Origin of the sequence: Streptomyces sp. NPDC002088, from assembly GCF_040296605.1 — a bacterium.
Classification (GTDB): domain Bacteria; phylum Actinomycetota; class Actinomycetes; order Streptomycetales; family Streptomycetaceae; genus Streptomyces.
This window is the reverse complement of record NZ_JBEOXO010000025.1, coordinates 41474-59923: the sequence shown is the minus strand read 5'-3', so window position 1 is coordinate 59923 and position 18450 is coordinate 41474. Positions and strand designations below refer to the sequence as shown.

At 72.6% G+C, this 18450-nt stretch carries 15 protein-coding genes and 1 pseudogene; 8 read left to right on the top strand and 8 right to left on the bottom strand.

What is annotated here, in order from left to right; genetic code table 11:
* Positions 1-43: 43 nt before the first annotated feature.
* Positions 44-1507 (top strand): membrane-associated oxidoreductase, encoded by a 1464-nt coding sequence (locus ABT114_RS38525; protein WP_351148359.1) that lies wholly within the window; start codon positions 44-46, stop codon positions 1505-1507.
* Positions 1508-1520: 13 nt separating this feature from the next.
* Here ABT114_RS38525 and ABT114_RS38520 read toward each other — a convergent pair whose 3' ends face one another.
* Positions 1521-3311, bottom strand: coding sequence for a bifunctional sugar phosphate isomerase/epimerase/4-hydroxyphenylpyruvate dioxygenase family protein (locus tag ABT114_RS38520; protein WP_351148356.1), 1791 nt, complete (start codon positions 3309-3311; stop codon positions 1521-1523).
* A gap of 14 nt (positions 3312-3325) precedes the next feature.
* Positions 3326-4210, bottom strand: a complete 885-nt coding sequence (locus ABT114_RS38515; protein WP_351148353.1) for a shikimate dehydrogenase — start codon at positions 4208-4210, stop codon at positions 3326-3328.
* A 175-nt stretch (positions 4211-4385) separates the two neighbouring features.
* Between ABT114_RS38515 and ABT114_RS38510 the strand changes: the two genes are divergently transcribed.
* The 3 genes from ABT114_RS38510 (at position 4386) to ABT114_RS38500 (ending at position 8122) form a co-directional block, all read left to right on the top strand.
* Entirely contained in the window at positions 4386-5051 is a 666-nt protein-coding gene (locus ABT114_RS38510; RefSeq protein ID WP_351148350.1) for a TetR/AcrR family transcriptional regulator, read from the top strand.
* Positions 5052-5292: 241 nt separating this feature from the next.
* Complete coding sequence (locus tag ABT114_RS38505; RefSeq protein ID WP_351148347.1) at positions 5293-6651, top strand: MFS transporter; 1359 nt, start codon at positions 5293-5295, stop codon at positions 6649-6651.
* Positions 6652-6907: 256 nt separating this feature from the next.
* Entirely contained in the window at positions 6908-8122 is a 1215-nt protein-coding gene (locus tag ABT114_RS38500; RefSeq protein WP_351148344.1) for an MFS transporter, read from the top strand.
* 152 nt (positions 8123-8274) lie between these two features.
* Here ABT114_RS38500 and ABT114_RS38495 read toward each other — a convergent pair whose 3' ends face one another.
* Positions 8275-8712, bottom strand: coding sequence for a PPOX class F420-dependent oxidoreductase (locus tag ABT114_RS38495; protein ID WP_351148341.1), 438 nt, complete (start codon positions 8710-8712; stop codon positions 8275-8277).
* A 110-nt stretch (positions 8713-8822) separates the two neighbouring features.
* Here ABT114_RS38495 and ABT114_RS38490 point away from each other — a divergent pair, with 110 nt between their 5' ends.
* From ABT114_RS38490 to ABT114_RS38480, 3 genes are all read left to right on the top strand, one after another.
* Positions 8823-9413, top strand: coding sequence for a TetR/AcrR family transcriptional regulator (locus ABT114_RS38490; RefSeq protein WP_351148338.1), 591 nt, complete (start codon positions 8823-8825; stop codon positions 9411-9413).
* Positions 9414-9427: 14 nt separating this feature from the next.
* Positions 9428-10882, top strand: coding sequence for an MFS transporter (locus ABT114_RS38485; RefSeq protein WP_351148335.1), 1455 nt, complete (start codon positions 9428-9430; stop codon positions 10880-10882).
* Between the two features lie 67 nt (positions 10883-10949).
* Positions 10950-12179 (top strand): serine hydrolase domain-containing protein, encoded by a 1230-nt coding sequence (locus ABT114_RS38480; protein WP_351148332.1) that lies wholly within the window; start codon positions 10950-10952, stop codon positions 12177-12179.
* A 21-nt stretch (positions 12180-12200) separates the two neighbouring features.
* On the opposite strand, the gene ABT114_RS38475 is transcribed toward ABT114_RS38480, so the two are convergent.
* The 4 genes from ABT114_RS38475 to ribA form a co-directional block, all read right to left on the bottom strand.
* Entirely contained in the window at positions 12201-13352 is a 1152-nt protein-coding gene (locus tag ABT114_RS38475; RefSeq protein WP_351148329.1) for a saccharopine dehydrogenase family protein, read from the bottom strand.
* Entirely contained in the window at positions 13345-14457 is a 1113-nt protein-coding gene (locus ABT114_RS38470; protein WP_351148326.1) for a saccharopine dehydrogenase, read from the bottom strand. Before ABT114_RS38470 ends, ABT114_RS38475 begins: the two co-directional genes overlap by 8 nt.
* On the bottom strand, positions 14454-15599 hold the full coding sequence (locus ABT114_RS38465; RefSeq protein ID WP_351148323.1) for an NAD(P)/FAD-dependent oxidoreductase: 1146 nt from the start codon (positions 15597-15599) through the stop codon (positions 14454-14456). Before ABT114_RS38465 ends, ABT114_RS38470 begins: the two co-directional genes overlap by 4 nt.
* A gap of 107 nt (positions 15600-15706) precedes the next feature.
* Positions 15707-16366, bottom strand: coding sequence for a GTP cyclohydrolase II (gene ribA / locus ABT114_RS38460; RefSeq protein WP_351148320.1), 660 nt, complete (start codon positions 16364-16366; stop codon positions 15707-15709).
* Between the two features lie 38 nt (positions 16367-16404).
* Between ribA and ABT114_RS38455 the strand changes: the two genes are divergently transcribed.
* Positions 16405-17175 (top strand): creatininase family protein, encoded by a 771-nt coding sequence (locus tag ABT114_RS38455; RefSeq protein ID WP_351148317.1) that lies wholly within the window; start codon positions 16405-16407, stop codon positions 17173-17175.
* Between the two features lie 155 nt (positions 17176-17330).
* Here the strand turns inward: ABT114_RS38455 and ABT114_RS38450 are convergent.
* Positions 17331-18332, bottom strand: a pseudogene (locus tag ABT114_RS38450) (lysylphosphatidylglycerol synthase transmembrane domain-containing protein); the annotation flags it as partial.
* Positions 18333-18450: the final 118 nt, after the last annotated feature.

The following is an 18450-nucleotide window of genomic DNA, read 5'->3' as shown; positions in this document are numbered from 1 at the left end:
ACTTGGTTGACAGTCGGCGTGGGTCGCGCCAGAGTCCCCGCTGATGGAGATCAACGATCTGACGGCGGCCGAGGAGCGGGTGTGGCGGGCGTTCGCCACGGGCGCGGGGGTCGACTTCCGCGAGGGAGCCGAGGGGGATGCGGCGCAGGGTGACGGCTGGGGTCCCGAACGGACCGTACGGGCCGCCGTGTTGCGGGCACTTCTGCTCAACGGCCCCCAGGAACCGGGCGAGATAGCCGCACTGAAGCTGGCGGGTGCGCGCATCACCGGTGTACTGGACCTTCGGTACGCGACGACCGACCACGCCGTGCGCCTGAGCCACTGCTTCTTCGACGACGTCCCCCAGCTGTACGGCTGCCGGATCCGGCAGCTCAACCTGAGCGGCTCCGTCCTGCCCGGACTGGTCGCCGCGACGTTGCGGGTGGACGGCGTCCTGCGGATGACGGACTGTCGGCTCCGGGGCCCCGTACGGCTCGGCGGGGCGCGGATCTCCGGGGCGCTGTTCATGGACCGGGCTCAGGTCACGGCGCCGGACGCTGCGGAGCCGGCGCTCCAGCTCAACCAGGTCACGACAGGCGACGACCTGTGGGCGCCGGAGCTGCGCGTGCACGGCGAAGTACGACTGACCGGCGCCGGCATCACCGGGGCGGTGAACCTTCATGAAGCCGAGTTGTATCGCCCTGGCGGCACTGCCCTCAGCGCGGAGGCCCTCGATGTGGGAGCCGATCTGGTGCTGCGCAAGGCACGTACACGGGGTCTGCTGGAGTTGCAGGGCGCCCGGGTCGCAGGGCGTCTCGTCCTGTCGCGCTCCCACCTGTCGAACCCCCACGGCACCGCTCTGCACGCCACCAGCTGCACCATCGCGGAACTGTGGCTCCGGAAAGGGACTCCGGTGGAGGGAGCCGTCAACCTGCGTCGCTCCCAGATCGAAGTCCTTTACCTGGAGCCGGAGATGGTGCCGGGCCAGGTCCGCCTCAACAGCCTGACCTACACGGCGCTCACCCCGCACGAGCCCGCCGAGCGCCGCCTGCCCATGCTGGAACGGGACGGCGACGGCTACGTCCCCCACGCCTACGAGCAACTGGCGGCCTCCTACCGCCGCATCGGCGACGACCAGGCCGCCCGTCTCGTCCAGCTCGCCAAGCAGCGCCGCCACCGCGCCACGCTCCCCTGGTACGGCCGCCTGTGGGGCCACCTCCAGGACGCGGCCGTCGGCTACGGGTTCCGCCCGTTGCGTGCCGCCGTCTGGCTGCTGTCGCTGCTCGCCGTCGGTTCGGTCACGTACGCCCTGCACCACCCGCGCCCGCTCAAGGCGGCCGAGGCACCCCACTTCGACCCGGTGTTCTACACCCTGGACCTGCTGCTGCCGGTGATCTCCTTCGGACAGGAGGGAGCCTTCGCGCCGGACGGCTGGTACCAGACGCTGTCCTACGTCCTCATCGTCACCGGCTGGATCCTGGCCACGACGGTCGTCGCGGGCGTGACCAGGTCCGTCAGCCGTCAGTGAGTGACCGTCACCGTCACCGCGCGGTGTGCTGCGCGGCCAGGCGCACGGGGGCGTTCTGGGCGCCGTAACCGCGGTAGCCGCCGTCGCGCTGGACGAGTTCGAAGAAGACGCGGCCGACGGTGTGGGTGTAGCAGTGGCGGAAGACGCCGTGGGCGTCGCGGTCGTAGAGGATGCCGAGGTCGCGGTAGGTGGCCAGCTCGTCGGCGGGGAGGTCGTGGCGGGCGGCCAGGTCGTCGTAGTAGTTGGCGGGGACCGGGAGCAGGCGGCCGCCGGCCGCGCGGAAGCGGCGGGCCGCGGCGACCACGTCCGCGGTGGCCAGCGCGATGTGCTGGGCGCGGACCTCGTCCTCCGCGGGGGCCGGGCCGACGGCGAGGGCGATACGGACACTGCCGTCGGCGTTGGTGACGGCGCGGCTGCGGAAGAGACCGTAGGGGTCGGCGACGTCGACGCTCTCCTGTGCGTGCAGGCCGAGGACGCTGCGGTGGAACAGGGCGGCCTCGTCGAAGTGGTGCCAGGGCTGGGTGAGGGCGAGGTGGTCGATGCGGGTGACGTCGGTGGCGGCCGGGCGGTGGTCGGTGTTCTCGAAGTCGGCGCGCCAGCTGGGGAGTTCGGGGTGGTCCGTCGCGCAGAAGAAGAGTTCCGTGCCGTCGGGGGCCGCGACCGCGTCGAGTGGGGCGTCCCGCGGGGCGCGGCGGCGCGGCAGGACGGGTGCGAGCATGGCCTCGGCCCGGCGGGCGGCGCCGGCCGGGTCGGGTGACTCCAGGCCGATCGCGGCGAGCCCGGTGCCGTCACGGCGTGCGGCCGGTCCGGTGTTGACCAGGAGACGGGCCTCACCCTGCTGCCACAGGTCTACTGGTTTGCTGCGGTGGCGGGCGGTGCGGGCGAAGCCGAGGGCGCCCAGGAGCGCCGCGACGGGTTCGGCGTCGGGGGTGAGCAGTTCGGCGAAGGCGACGCCGGTGGGGACGACCGGGGCGGGTGGGGTGGTCAGGCCGACCGTTTCCTCGAGGACCCGCAGGGAGCGCTGGGCGTCCACCGCCGTCGGCCCCGCCTCGGCCTGCCGGAAGACGTCGTTGAAGACCTCCAGGGAGAGCGGGCCGTCGTAGCCGGTGCGCAGCACCTGCCGGACGAGCCCGGCGACGTCGAAGCCGCCCTGGCCGGGGAAGCAACGGTAGTGGCGGCTCCATTGGAGGACGTCCATGGCGAGGAGGGGCGCGTCGGCCAGCTGGAGGAAGAAGATCTTCTCGCCGGGGATGTCCGCGATTCCTTCGAGGTCCTTGGGGTCGGAGCCCCGGGAGAGGATGTGGAAGCTGTCCAGACAGGTGCCGAGGGCCGGGTGGCCGGCCGTCTCGACGATGCGCCAGGCGTGGTCGTAGGTGCTGACGTGCCGGCCCCAGGCGAGCGCCTCGTAGGCGACGCGGATGCCGAAATCCTGGGCGAGGTCGGCGAGTCGGCTCAGCTGCCCGGCGGCGAGCGCGTCGTCGTCCGCGGCGAGGGGGGAGACGCTGGAGCAGACGAGGACGGTGTCGGTGCCGAGCCGGCTCATCAGCTCGAACTTGTGCCGGGCGCGGCGCAGGTTGCGGGCGAACTCGTCCTCGGGCACGGCCTCGATGTCGCGCATCGGCTGGTAGAGGTCGATTCCGAGGCCGAGGTCGGCACAGCGGGTGCGGATCTCCTCGGGGGTGAGGGGGCTGGCGAGCAGGTCGTTCTCGAAGATCTCGACGCCGTCGAAGCCGGCCCGGGCGGCGGCCGTGAGCTTTTCGGTGAGGGATCCGCTGAGGGAGACGGTGGCGATGGACGTACGCACGGCGGTACCTCTCTCTACTTCAGGGTTCCCACGGCACCGGCCAACTCCGCGATGTCCGCGAGCATCCGTGCGCTGTCGGGTTCCCGCCCGGTGAACAGGCGGAACGCGTCCACGGCCTGGAAGGCGGCCATGCCGGCCCCGTCGAGGGTGGCGCAGCCGAGCGCGCGGCCGGTGCGCAGCAGTTCGGTCTCCAGCGGCCGGTAGACGACCTCGGCGACCCAGAGACCGGCGTGCAGAAGTTCGGCGGGGAAGGGCAGGCCGGGGTGGGCGGCCATGCCGGTGGGAGTCGCGTGGACAAGGCCGCCGATGCCGTCGGCGTGCGCGAGCAGGTCAGGCAGCCGGTCCGGGGTGGCGGAGGCGGCCCGGCCGTCGCCGAAGTGGCGGTTGAGGGAGTCGGCGAGCGCGGCCGACCGTTCGGGCATGGCGTCGACGACGGTGACCCGCCCGGCGCCGAGGGTGAGCGTGGCGTGCGCGACGGCCGCGCCCGCGCCGCCGGCGCCCAGCTGCACGACCCGCTCCAGTGGGGCGTCGGGCAGCCCGCGCGCGAAGGAGGCGGCGAAGCCGGTGACGTCGGTGTTGTGCCCGACCGCGCGGCCGTCCTCGAAGACGACGGTGTTGACCGCGCCGAGAGCCTCGGCCTGCGGGGCGAGCGCGTCGAGGTGGGGGATGACGAGCTGCTTGCACGGGTGCGTGATGTTGAGCCCGTCGAAGCCCAGGTCGCGCGCGGCCCGCACCATGTCGCCCACCGCCTCCGGCGGTACGCCGAGGGTGTCGATGTCGATCAGCCGGTACAGGTAGCGCAGGCCCTGGCGGTCGGCCTCCCGCTCGTGCAGGGCCGGGCTGAGCGAGGGGCCGATGCCGGAACCGATCAGTCCGACGAGATACGAGTCCTTGGTCACGGCGGACCTCCTGAGCGGCTCATGGTGACGAAAAACAGATGCGAGAAGCTGACGCTAATGTACGAACTAGTACGTTAGCTATATCAGCCCGACGGCTTCCCGGGAAGACCCAGGCCGCGGCGTCCGGCCCTGCTTCTAGAATCACCGGCACTGGCCCTACGCCCGAAGGAACCCGATGACCAGCGTCGACGAACCGGCACGACCCAACGGGCGCATCCGTGACGCCGCCCGGACCCAGGCCGAGATCCTCGACGTCGCCACGCAGGAGTTCGCCCGGGCCGGCTACGACGGGGCCCGCGTCGACGAGATCGCCGCCCGCACCCGCACCACGAAGCGGATGATCTACTACTACTTCGGCGGCAAGGAACAGCTGTTCACGGCCGTCCTGGAGCGGGCGTACAGCGTGATCCGCGAGGCCGAGCAGGAACTGGACGTCGAGCACCTGGACCCGGTGGCGGCCATCCGGCGACTGGCGGAGGTCACCTTCGACCACCATGAGCAGCACCCCGACTTCATCCGCCTGGTGAGCATCGAGAACATCCATGGGGCCAAACACATCGCGGCCTCCGAGCGGCTGGGGAAGATCGGCTCACCCGCACTGGACGTGATCCGCCGCATCCTGGCCTCGGGCCAGGAGTCCGGCCTGTTCACGGCCGACGTCGACGCCGTCGACCTGCACGCGATGATCAGCTCCTTCTGCTTCTTCCGGGTCTCCAACCGGCACACCTTCGGCGCCCTGTTCGGCCGCGACCTGGTGGATCCGGCCCGGCGCGAGCACTACCGCGCCATGCTCGGCGACATGGTGATCGCCTACCTGACGGCGGAGCGCGCGGCGGACTGAGGGCGGCCGGCCCGAACCGCACAGACAGGTCCTTCGGAAGATCTTCGGGAGATCCTTCGGCATGACCTCTTGACACCCGGGAAACGTGGGCGCAACATCCGTAGCCAGCCACTACTAACTATCCAGTGGGTTAATAAGTCGGGTAGCACCCGGCGCCGGCCGACCCGTCACCCCAGGGATCCGGCACTTCTCCCCTTCCGCTCACTCCGCCTACGTTGGAGTCCCCCCGAAGGAGCAAGCCGTGTCCGTCCCCGCCACGCCCAGCGACTGCGCCGCACCGCCCGGCCAGCCGAAGAAGGCTGCCGCCGCCGCCTGGATCGGCAGCGCCCTGGAGTACTACGACTTCTTCATCTACGGCAGCGCGGCCGCGCTGATCTTCCCGAAGATCTTCTTCGACGAGTCCGACCCGGCGACCGCGACCCTGCTGTCGCTGGCCACGTTCGGTGTCGCCTACGCCGCCCGGCCGGTCGGCGCGCTCTTCCTCGGCCACTTCGGCGACCGGCTCGGCCGCAAGAAGATCATGGTCTTCACGCTGATCCTGATGGGCCTGTCGACGTTCCTCATCGGCTGTCTGCCCACCCGCGCCCAGGTCGGCGGACTCGCGCCGGTCCTGCTGGTGCTGTGCCGGGTCCTGCAGGGCATCTCCGCGGCGGGCGAGCAGGCCAGCGCCAGCTCGATGACGCTGGAGCACGCGCCGCCGGGCCGACGCGGCTTCTTCACCAGCTTCACCCTCAGCGGCACCCAGGGCGGCCAGCTGATCGCCACCCTGGTCTTCATCCCCGTCGCCGCGCTCCCCGAGGACCAGCTGCTGTCCTGGGGCTGGCGGCTGCCGTTCTGGCTGAGCGTCGCGGTCGCCGTCGTCGGCTACGTCATCCGCCGCAAGCTCCAGGAGACCCCCGCCTTCGCCCAGCAGGCCGCCGGCGAGGGCGTCGCGAAGCTGCCGCTGGCGGTGCTGATGCGCGAGCACTGGGCGGATGTGCTGCGAGTGATCGCGGGCGCGCTCGTCGCCTCGGTCAGCACGATCTTCACGGTGTGGGCGCTGGCGTACGCGACGAGTGACGCGGTCGGGATGAGCCGCTCCTCCATGTTGTGGGTGGGCGCGCTGGCCAACCTGGTCGCGCTGGCGGCCATCCCCCTGTGGGCCACGCTCTCGGACCGCATCGGCCGCCGCCCGGTGTACCTGATCGGCGCGGCCGGCAGCGCCGTGCTGATGTTCGCGTACCTGTGGGCGATCTCCACCGGCTCCTACCCGCTGACCCTGCTGCTGGGCATCGTCGCCTTCGGTGTCGCCTACAGCGCCGCGAACGGCGTGTGGCCCTCCTTCTACGGCGAGATGTTCTCCACCCGGGTCCGCCTGTCCGGTATGGCCATCGGCACGCAGATCGGCTTCGCCGTGGCCGGGTTCGCGGTCACCTTCGCCGCGCAGATCGCCGGCCCGGACGGCGACGACTGGTCCTCGGTGGGCCTGTTCACCGCCGCCCTGTGCGTCCCGCCGGTGATCGCCGCCCTCACGGCTCGCGAGACCCACCGGGTGCCGACGGAACTCCTCGGCGAGCGCTCCCACGTGGAGGCGTCACAGCCGGAGACGGTGACGGTCTGACGATCGCGCGCGAGGGCGGGGCGCCGGACACCGCGGCCCCGCCCTCGCGCAGGTCGTACTCGGCGACCACGGCTCGGTGGCCCACTACTCCGCCGCGCTCGGCATGCCGATGCCGCTGGGCTCCGCACCCCCGGCATACCGGCCCCCGGCGGTCCCGTGCACCCGACGGACCGGCCCCGACGGTCCCATGCACCCGACCGGCCGGCCCGGGCCATGACTTGAACCTGACACCGGTGTCAGGATCGAACCTACGGGCATGCGAAGCCGAACTCCCCTCCCTGGCCGGTCGCCCGTCACGGCGGCCGAGAACCCCCGACTCCCTCTCCCCGCCCTGCTCGCGCTCGCCACCGCCGTGTTCGTCACCAGCCTCACCGAGACCCTGCCCGCGGGGCTGCTCCCCGCGATGAGCGCCGGTCTCGGTGTCGGCGAGTCCGCGGCGGGACAGTCGGTGACCGTCTACGCGGCCGGTACGGCGCTCACCGCGATCCCCCTGGCCACGGCCACCGCCACCTGGCCACGCAAGCGGCTGCTGCTGGCGGCGATGACGGGGTTCGCCGTCGCCAACACGGTGACGACGGCCTCGTACAGCTACCCGCTGACCATGACGGCCCGCTTCGTGGCGGGCGTGGCCGCGGGGCTCGCCTGGGCGCTGCTGGCCGGGTACGCCCGGCGGCTGGTGCCGGTGCCCCTCCAGGGCCGGGCGGTGGCGGTGGTCATGACCGGGATTCCGGTCGCGTTGTCGCTGGGGGTGCCCGCGGGGACGTACCTGGGCGGACTGCTGGGCTGGCGGGCGGCGTTCGCGCTGATGACGGTGGTCGCCGTGATGCTGCTCGGCTGGATCGGGCTCGCGGTACCGGAGCGGCCAGGGCAGCCGGGCGGCGAACGGTCCCCGATGGTGCGCGCGCTGTCCGTTCCCGGTGTCGTGCCCGTCCTCTTCGTGACCCTGGCCCTCGTCCTGGCGCACACCGTCCTGTACGCCTACATCGCCACGTTCCTGGACCGGTCCGGCATGGGCGGCTCGGCGGACCTGGTGCTCCTGGTGTTCGGCGCCGCCTCCCTGGCCGGCGTGTGGGTCGTAGGGGCCCGCATCGACCGTGCCCTGCGCGCGCTCACCCTGGCGAGCACGTTACTGGTGGGTGCGGGGGCGGGCCTGCTGGCCCTCTTCGCGGGCAGCCAGGCCCTCGTGTTCACGGCGGCGGCACTGTGGGGGCTCGGCTGGGGCGGTGTGCCCACGCTGCTCCAGACCGCCGTGGCCGACGCGGGCGGGGCCCGCGCGGACGCCGCGCAGGCCATGCTGGTCACCCTGTGGAACGCGGCGATGGCAGGCGGGGGCGTGGCGGGCGGAGTCCTGCTGGACACGTTCGGCGCGCGGGCGTTCCCCTGGACGGTGCTGGTGCTGCTCGTACCCGTGCTGGCCGTGGTGACGAGCGCCCGCGCGCACGGCTTCCCAATTCGACGGGTCGGTGCATGACCAGCGGGGGACGACCGCCGGGCCGGGCGCCGGGCATCGGGCGCCGGGCATCGGGCGCCGGGCATCGGGCGCCGGGCATCGGGCGCCGGGCATCGGGCGCCGGGGCGTGGGCCTGCGGCCCACGGGCGCCCGGCTCCCGGCGCTCCCCGGCACTAACGCCGGGGGACCCCGTACGCCCGCTCCACCCGAAGCCGCAGTACGAGCCGGAGGTCGCGGACCATGGCCGCCCGGTAGTCGTCCCAGTCGGGGTGCTCGCCCTGGACGTCGCGGTAGAGGCGGATGAGCTCCTCGACCGTGTCGTCGTGGGGGTCCTTCGCGACGGGCGACAGGTCGGCCGCACCCTCGGCGACCGTGTAGGCCCACCGGTCGGCGCTGGTCACGTGGTAGGAGGCGCGCGGGTCCCGGCGCAGATTGCGGGTCTTGGCGCGGTCGTCGGTGATCGAGACCCGGACGATGCGCTCGTCGGGGTAGTAGACGTGGGTGACGTTCGACAACTGGGGGCGGCCGTCGCGTTTGAGGGTGACCAGCACCCCGCCGTGGCTCTCGGAGAGCAACTTGAGCAGTGCGTCCTGCGTCGCGTCCTGAGTCATACCTCGGTCAACCGGACTCTCCGAGCGGCGTATTCCCGGACGGGCGGCACCGCGCGCAGCACCGCGCACCCGAGTAGACAGTGTCTACGCCTGCCTGGTACACACTGCCCATGCCTACGACAGAGCCCGAGGCGGGGCTGCGCAACCGGCTGGTCGACGTCGGCGTGGAGTTGGTGGCCAGGGAGGGCGCCCAGGCGCTGACCCTGCGGGAAATCGCCCGCCGGGCCGGCGTCTCGCACGGGGCGCCGCGCCGCTATTTCCCCACCCACCTGGACCTGCTGTCGGCCATCGCGCGCCGCGGCTTCGCCGACCTGGCCGGCCGGGCGGCGGCGGTGATCGAGGCAGGCTCAGGCACCGGACCGCGGGCGCAGCTGAGGGAACTGGGGCGGCTCTACCTGGAGTTCGCCCTCGACAACCGCGGGATGTACGAGCTGATGTTCCGTCACGATCTTTTGAACAGTGGACACTTGGGGCTACGTGACACCAGTCTTCCGCTCTTCGGTGTCCTGGTGGAGCTCGTCGGCCGGGTCCGCCCGGACGCGGACGCCCGGGCCGTCGCGGGCGCGCTGTGGGCGAACCTGCACGGGATCGCCCAGCTGTGGGGCTGGGGCAGTCTCCAACTCGCCACGGAAGCAGCGGACTTCACGCCCTTGCTGCGGGCTGCACTCGACGCGCACCTCGGGCCGGAGGCCGCCGTATGACGCCGGGCCGCCCCATGACGTCCGCCGGCCGTCGTCTCGCCTTCGCCGGCAGTGTGGCGGGCGCCTCGGTCGTCGCCCTGGACGGCACCGTCCTCACCGTCGCGCAGCCCACCCTGCAACGGGATCTGGACGCGTCCTTCGCGCAGGTCCAGTGGACCAGTACCGGTTATCTCATCGCGGTCGCGGGTCTGCTGGTGTTCGCCGGGCGGCTCGGCGACCGGTACGGGCACCGGCGCACCTTCGGCATCGGGATGCTCGGGTTCGGGGCCGTGTCGGCGGGCATCGCTCTGGCGCCCGGAGTCGGCTGGGTGATCGGACTGCGCGTCGTCCAGGGGGTGTTCGGCGCGCTACTGCAACCGGCCACGCTGGGCATGCTGCGCGCCGCGTTCCCGCCCGACCGGCTGCGGCTGCCCATCGCCGTGCGGACGGCCGCGATCGGACTGGCGGCCGCGGCCGGACCGATCGCGGGCGGGGCGCTGGTGACCTCCCTGGGCTGGCGGGCGGTGTTCTTCGTGAACGTCGGACCCGCGCTGGTGTTCGGCGCGCTCGCGCTCGCCGTCCGTGGGCGACCGGAACATCCGCAGACCACACCCGTCCGTGGGCAACCCAAGCGTCCACAGACCACACCCGCCCCTCGGCCACCGGAGCATCCACAGACCGCACCGGTCCGGCTCGACCTGCCCGGCGCCCTGCTGCTCGCGGTCTCGCTCGCCTGCCTGGTCCACGCCCTGGTCGCACTGCCGCAGTCCGGCTGGACGCCGGCCCGTGGGCTCGGCCTGGGCGCGTCCGCCGTCGCCGCCGCCGCGTTCGTCCGCCATGAGCGCCGTACCCCGGCCCCCCTGGTGCCGGCCGATGTCGTCGGCGCACCCGCCATCGGATCGGCGCTCGGGATCCTGGTGGCCGCGTCGGCGGCACTGCACGGCACGCTGTTCACCTGCGCCTACTTCCTCCAGAACGACCTCGGTCTCGACCCGTTCCACAGCGCCCTGGTCAGCCTGCCGCTGGCCGCGCTGATGGTGGCCGCCGCGCCCGGCTGTGCCGTACTGCTGCGCCGCTGCGGCGCCCGTCGTACGACCGTGGCAGCGGCCGTCGTCCTCGCGCTGGGGATCCTGGTGCTGTGGCGGGCCTCCGCCACGCCCGTGCTGTGCGCCGGGTTCGCGCTGCTGGGCGCCGGGTTCGGGACGGTGATGATGGCGGGGACCCATGTCGTCGTACAGCAGACTCCCGTCGAGTCGGCCGGGGTGGCGGGCGGCCTGAAGCAGACCGCGATGAACGTCGGGCCGGTGCTGGGCGTGGCCGTGGCGGCAGCGTGCATGAGCCTCGGTGGGAGCCGTTCGCCGCTCCTCGTCCTCGCCGTCACAGCAGCAGCCGGGGCGGTGGCGGGACGTGCGCTGCCCGTGCGTTCCGCCACCGCGGCCGTCGAACATCGCGCGGAGGGGGCCCGTTCTCGTATTCCTACGCGACCATGATGAGTGAGGTGGTCGAGGCCGGGTATGCCCGACGGCACCTCGTTACGCGCGCGACCGGAGGAGAGCCATGGCACAGCTGCGACAAGAGGTCGACCCGGGTGAGGCCGGACTGGATCCGAAGGTGCTGGACCGGCTCGACCGGCACTTCGCCCACCACGTCGACGAAGGGCATCTGCCCGGCTACCTCGTGGCGGTCTCCCGCGGCGGTCGCGTCGCCCACCTCACGACGTACGGTCACCGCGACGTCGCCGCCGGTCTGCCCGTCGAGTCCGACACCCTGTACCGGATCTACTCGATGACCAAGCCGGTCACCACGATCGCCGCGCTGCTGCTGGTGGAGGAGGGCCGGCTGTCGCTCGACGACCCGGTCGCCCGCCACCTGCCCGCCTTCGCCGACCCACAGGTGTACGTCGGCGGCTCCGGCGAGGAGATCAGAACCCGCCCGGCCGCCGGGCCGATCCTGATCCGGCACCTGCTCACCCACACCGCGGGCCTGACCTTCGCCTTCTACCACTCCCACCCGGTCGACGCCCTCTACCGCGCGGCCGGCCTGGAGTCGTCGGTGCCGCCTGGCGCGGACCTGGCGGAGACGATCGACGTGTACGCGAGCCTGCCGTTGCAGTTCGAGCCGGGCACGGAGTGGAACTACTCGGTCGCCACCAACGTCCTGGGCCGGGTGATCGAGGTGGTGTCGGGGCAGCCGCTCGACGTGTTCTTCGCCGAACGGATCTTCGGTCCGCTGGCCATGACGGACGCCGGGTTCTGTGTCACCGACGAGCAGGCGGGCCGGCTGGCCGAGTTGTACGGCGAGACCGGTGACGGCCGTATCGAGCCGATCCCCGGGCTGCCGCTGCACGGCCGGCCACGGTTCCTGTCCGGCAGCGGCGGCATGGTGGCGAGCGCGCACGACGTCCACCGCTTCATGGAGCTGCTGCGCCGCCGCGGTGAACTCGACGGCACCCGCCTGCTCGCCGCCGACACCGTGGACCTCATGACCAGGAACCACCTTCCCGGCGGTGTCGACATGCGTGCCTTCGGCAGCCGCCCGGCGCACGACGAGCCCGGCAACGAGGGCGTCGGCTTCGGCCTCGGTGTCTCGGTGGTGATCGACCCGGCCCGCACCAAGACCGCGACCGGCCTCGGCATGTACGGCTGGAGCGGGGTGGCGACGACGACGTTCTGGGTGGACCCGAGCCGGGACCTGACGGTGCAGTTCCTGACGCAGGTACGGCCGCGGACCTCGCACACGCTGTTCCAGGACCTGAAGCGGCTGGTGCACGAGGCCGTCGCGGTCTGAAGCCGTCCGGGAGGGGAGGGCTCAGCTGTCGGCACGCAGGGTGAACCCGATTCCCTCCCGCGCGAGTTCACCCAGCCATTCCTCAGAGCGCGCGGCCGTCTCGGCGGCCCGGTTCAGGCCCGCGGGCAGGGAGCCGTCGAGGATGTGGCGGACGCCGAGGGCGAGGGGGCGGGAGACGCAGCGGGCCATCGCGCTCTCCTCGGCGTCTCCGACGAGGTCGAGGAGATAGCGGCCGGACCAGGTCCGCCCGCCGCCCTTCACGTCGAGCGACACGGCGAGCACCACGCGGTCCCGGTCGGCGTCCGTGGTGGGGTAAGTCCCGGCCAACTCCCGTGCCAGAGCGGCGATACGGGCGTCGTCGCCGCCCTTGAGCTCCTCGAACACGGCGGCCCAGGCGTGCAGCCAGCCGCTCAGGCGGAGGGTGCCGCGTACGAAGGTCCGCGGCTGCCAGGCGGCGGGCAGGCCGTACTGCTCGACGAAGGGGACGCTGTCCCGGTTGGGGTAGACCTCGAAAGCCTCGCCGTCGACGAGGTGCCGCCGGGTGACCTCCCAGGGGCGCTCGGCGGTGGTCTCGGCGCCGTCCTCGATGTAACGGGCCGGTGAGCGCAGGGCGTTGAGGACTCCGGCGGGCGCCCAGCTGAAGCGGTACCGGAAGTCGTTCGGCACCGCCGGGACGCCTCCGCAGTACGAGGTGAGGGTGTACGAGGCGGCCGTGGCGTCGCCGATCGCCTCCCGGGCGCGGGCCACGAGGCTGTGCGCGAAGAGGTGGTCGATGCCCGGGTCGAGCCCGGCCTCGGTGAGGACGACGAGGCCCGCCTTCTCAGCCGCCGGAACCTGCTCCAGCACCGCGTCCGACACATAACTGGAGCAGGCGAAGTGGGCCTGCCTGCCGACGCACTCCGCCAGCAGCGCCGCGTGCTCGGGCGCGGGCAGCATCGACACCACGACGTCACCGGGGGCCAGCTCCGCGGTCAGCGCCGGGAGCGTGTACGCACGGGGCTCGGCCCGGCCGGTCAGGCCCAGCCGGGCGAGGGCGTCGGCCGCGCGGTCCTCGGTGCGGTGCCACAGGCGTACCCGGTCGGCCGCCTCGCACAGCGCGGCCAGTCCGCTGCCGGTGGACAGGCCGGCGCCGACCCAGTGGACCGTACCGCTCGCGGGAACCGGTTCAGGCACGACGGAAATCCCCTTCTGTGATGCCGAGTTCACGGCAGGCCTGGTGGAACCGGTCCAGACAGCGCCCCCACGGCCCGCCGGTGGAGAACTCCAGCAGCTGGGGCAGCAGGGCCGCGGAGAAGTCGGTGCTGGACTCGCGCGGCAGCAGGGACGGCAGGTTGTCGATGGCGATGAGGTCGAACGGGGGCTCCTTGCGCAGCCGGCGCACCGGATCCGTCCAGTCGGTGGTGCGGTCGTAGACGGACAGGACGTTCAGTGGGGAGCCCACGTCGCAGGTGACGTCGCAGACCGTGCGCAGCCGCCGGGAGGTGTCGTCCAGGTCCTGTTCGCGCAGGAAGGGCGGGACGGGGGTGGTGGCGAGGACGGCGTTCACCATCAGGTCGTGGTGCAGCAGGGCCCGGCGGTCCAGGTCGCGGGTCTCGGCGAGGTCCCAGTTCGTGGGCTCGATCCCGGCCGTGACGAAGGCGGTGCGGGCGCCCCGGCCGCTGCGGCCCAGGGCGCCGACGACCAGTGCGGTGAACTTCTCGTCCCCGGCGGCCGGTCGCAGCGTCTCGTCCAGCTCCTCCTTCTCCGTGGGCCGCAGCGGTGCGGCGAGCCGGCCCCGCTGGTGCAGCACCGCCAGGGCCGCGCCCAGATAGCCGGCCCAGAAGCCGAAGGCGGCGAGCCGGCGCCCGTCGTCGTCCACCAGGTACTCGAGGTCGAGCAGCACCCCTCCCCCGGCGGCGAACCGCCGGAGCAGCTCGGCGGCCCCCGGCTGCCGCTTGTAGGCGTGCCCGAAAGAGATGTGACGGTGAATCAGCTCACCTGGCTCGTCGGGGAGTTCCTTCAGTCCGATCACCACGGCGTCGCGCGGCGCCCGCGACACCCAGGAACCCGTGGGTGCGACCCGGCAGCCGGCCGCCTCGTACTGCTCGATCGGGAAGATCCGCTGCGGGGACTCCTCGACGGTCAGGGCCACGCCGCTGTCCACCAGTCGGCGGGCGTCCGACGGCACGATCGGGGTGCGCCGTTCGGTGGTACGGACCTCGTGGCGGAGCCACAGGTGGAGTTCCTCGAGATCCTGGGGTTCCTGTTCCTGGAGTTCCTGTTCCTGGGGTTCCGTCATACGCAGTTGACCTCCGGGCGCGGCGCGTCGGCCGCGAAACGACCGGCGCTCAGGGGACCGACGTCCACGAAGGGTACGCGGCCCAGGTACAGGTCGCGCATGACCTCGCCGACGGCGGGTCCCTGCAGGAAGCCGTGCCCGGAGAAGCCGGTCGCGTACAGGAAGCGGGAGGGCCCGGGCGCCTCGCCGATCAGTGCGTTGTGGTCGGGGGTGATCTCGTACAGGCCCGCCCAGCCGCCGGTGCGGCGCAGCTCGGTCAGGGCCGGGGCACGCCGTTCCATCGCCGCGTACAGCCGGGGGATCCAACGGTCGTGGGTGTCGGTGGCGAAGCCGGGGCGCTCGTCCGGGTCGGACATGCCGACGAGGAGGCCGGGGCCCTCGGCGTGGAAGTAGAGGGTGCTGCTGAAGTCGATCGTCATGGGCAGCTCGGGCGGCAGTGCGGCGACCGGTTCGGTGACCGCGATCTGGCGGCGCAGGGGTCGTACCGGCAGGTCCACGCCGACCATCGCGCCGACCGCCCGCGACCAGGCGCCGGCCGCGCAGATCACGGTGTCGGTGGTGATCCGGCCCAGCGTGGTCGTCACGGCGGTGATGGTGTCGCCGTGCAGCTCGATGCCGGTCGCCTCGGTGTGCCGCAGGATGCGCGCGCCGTGGCTGCGGGCGGCGGCCGCGTAGCCGTGGACGACGGCTTCGGGGGTGCAGTGCCCGTCGTCGGGCGAGTAGGCCGCTGCCAGCAGCCCTTGCGTGCTGATCAACGGGGAGAGCCGCCGGGCCTCCGCCGGATCGATCATGCGGCTGGGCACGCCGAGGGAGTTCTGCAGCCGCACGCCCGCCTCGAACGCGTCGACCTCCTCGGGCGTGGACAGCAGGAAGAGGTAGCCGACGCGGTGCAGCCCGATGTCGTAGCCGATCTCCTCGCCGAACCGGCCGAACGCCTCCAGGCTGCGCGCCCCGAGCTGCACGTTGAGCTCGTCGGAGAACTGCGCCCGCACCCCGCCGGCGGCCTTCGACGTCGAGCCGGAGGCGAGTTCGTCCCGTTCGAGGAGGACGACGTCACGGACGCCGGCGGCGGCCAGGTGGTGGGCGATGCTCGTGCCCGTCACTCCGCCGCCGATGACGACGACCGAGGCATGCGTGTTCAAGGCTGCGGCTCCTCTCGACGGGCGGCCCCGGCCGGGGAAGCCGGGGCCGTTGCCCACGCTGTACCTGTAGCTGTCGCTGCCCTGTCAGGACACCGCCTGGAGCGCGGTCAGGACCAGTGCGCCACCGCGTCCAGGTGGGGCAGATGGTGGTCGAGGCGCTCCCGCTTGGTCCTGAGATAGGTGATGTTGTTCTCGCACGGCGGGATCAACAGCGGTACCTGCTCGGCGACTTGGATGCCGTGCCGCAGCAGGTCCTCCCGCTTGCGCGGATTGTTGGACATCAGCCGGACCGAGCGCACGCCCAGGTCACGCAGGATCCCGGCGGCCACGCCGTAGTCACGGGCGTCCACCGGCAGGCCCAGCGCGAGGTTCGCCTCGACCGTGTCCAGGCCCTCCGCCTGCAACGCCATCGCGCGCAGCTTGGCGAGCAGACCGATGCCACGGCCCTCGTGGCCCCTCAAGTAGACGACCACGCCGCGCCCTTCGGCGGCCACGGCACGCAGCGCGGAGGCGAGCTGGTCGCCGCACTCGCAGTGCTGGGAGCCGAAGGCGTCACCGGTCAGGCACTCCGAGTGCAGCCGGGTGAGGACGTCGTCGGTGCCGATGTCGCCGTGGACCAGGGCCACTTGTTCTTCGCCGCGGTCGTGGTCGAGGTAACCGATCGCCTGGAATTTCCCGTACACGGTGGGCAGCGGGGCATTTACAACGCGTTCCACGCCTGTGCGCTGTGGGGACTTCTTGCCGAGTACGCCGATTTTTTCTGTCATGATCTGATTCCTAAGCAGAGACGAAAGGCCGTGAAGAAATGAGTGGTTCGGGCGCGCGTACGGCGGCATACGGTCTGGTGCCGGCGGACACTACGGAAGACGTACGGACGCGGGGGGCGGGCGTCTCAACGCAGGTCGCCGTCCTTCCCGTCGGCAGCTTCGAGCAGCACGGTCCGTTCCTGCCACTGGCGACCGACACCCTGGTCGCCTGTGCCGTGGCCGGGGAAATCGCCGACGCGTACCCGGTGCACCTCCTTCCTCCGGTGACGATCTCCTGCTCGCACGAGCACGCGGCCTGGCCGGGGACCGTCAGCATCTCCTCCGTGACCCTTCACGCGGTGGTACGGGACATCGCCGAGTCGCTGCGCCGGTCGGGCGTGGACGCCCTGGTGGTGGTCAACGGACACGGCGGGAACTACGTCCTGGGCAACGTCGTTCAGGAGTCCTCCGCGCGCGGTGAGCGGATGGCGCTGTTCCCGGCCGCGGAGGACTGGGAAGCGGCGCTGGAGCAGGCCGGGGTGCGCACCTCGCCGCTCACCGACATGCACGCGGGGGAAATCGAGACCTCCATCCTGCTGCACGCTCATCCCGAATTGATCCGTCCTGGTTACGAGTCCGCGGATTTCGTCGCGGACGACCGCCGTCATCTACTCACCACGGGAATGTCCGCCTATACCGATTCGGGCGTCATCGGCCGTCCTTCCCTGGGATCCGCGGAAAAGGGAAAGGCGCTGCTGGCCAGCCTGACCGATTCCTTCGGCGCGTATTTCACGCTGCTCGGGGAGAGGGAAGGGGACGGGCGCGGGTAGTGCCCGTCGGGTGTGCCGGCGGCTGCCGGCTCCGCCAGGACGGTCCCGGCAGCCCGCACGCCCTGGCACCAGCGGGCGACCAGGACCAGCGCCCCCGGCAGCGCGGCCACGAAGCTGAGCACCCCGTACACGACGGCGACGGCCAGCCCGTTGCTCGCGCCGAGCCCGGCGGCGCCGAACGCCCAGACGGTGACGCCCTCACGGGGGCCGAAGCCGCCGACGTTCAGCGGCAGGCCCATGGCGAGCAGGGCGAGTACGGCCAGCGGCAGCAGCACGAGGACGGAGGCGCCTGCCCCGGCGACGCGGGCGGCCAGCACGAACATCGTCAGGTGACCTGCCAGCACGACCACGGAGGACACCGCGACACCCGGCCCGTTCCGACGGGACAGCAGCCCCTCGCGCGCCTCGGCCAGCGTCGCCCGCAGCGCCCGCCCGCGACGGGAGGCGGAGGGGGCCCGGTTCATGCGCACGGCGAGTACGACGGCCAGCGCGCCCAGCGTCGCGAGGGCGGCCAGCGGCACGAGGTGCCGGGTCTCGGCCATGACCGGGGACGGCAACGTGAGCAGGACCGTCACTCCGGCCACGGCGAGCGCGATCTGCCCCGCGACCCGCTCCAGCACCACCGCTCGTACACCGCGGCCGAGGTCGCCGGCGCTCTGCCCGTGCCGTACGGCCCGGTGCACATCGCCGAGGACGCCGCCGGGCAGGGCCGCGTTGAGGAACAGCGCGCGGTAGTAGTCGGCCACCGCCGGGCCGAGCGGCAGCCGTATCCGCAGGCCCCTGGCCACGAGCGCCCAGCGCCACGCGCTGAACACCGTGGTGACCGCGCCGATTCCGACCGCCGCAAGCAGCGTCACCGCGTCGATCCGTCGCAGCCCGTCCAGAAAGACACCGGTGCCGAGCCGCCACAGCAGGACGGCGAGGATGACGACTCCGGCGACGGTGCCCAAGTGGGTGCGGACCGTGCGGGAGTTGAGACGGGAGAGGACGGTGCGGGGGCGCTTCGGGGTGGCGGAAGCCTCGGGGGCGGCGGGGGTGGGCTCGGCGAGGACGGCCGGGTCGGCGGGGTCGGCGGGGTCGGCCGATCCAGCGGCCTCGATCCCAGTACCGGCCCCCGCCCCGGAAGAAGCGGTCCTGCCCCGCGCCTCGGGCACCATGGCCCCCGTGCGGGTCCGGGATGCGGCCACGGCAGCCCGCGCCGCCGGACGGCACGCGCCGGCCCGGATCGCCGGCGTCGCCGGCTTCGTCGCCGCGGCCGCGAGCTGCGCGCCCACC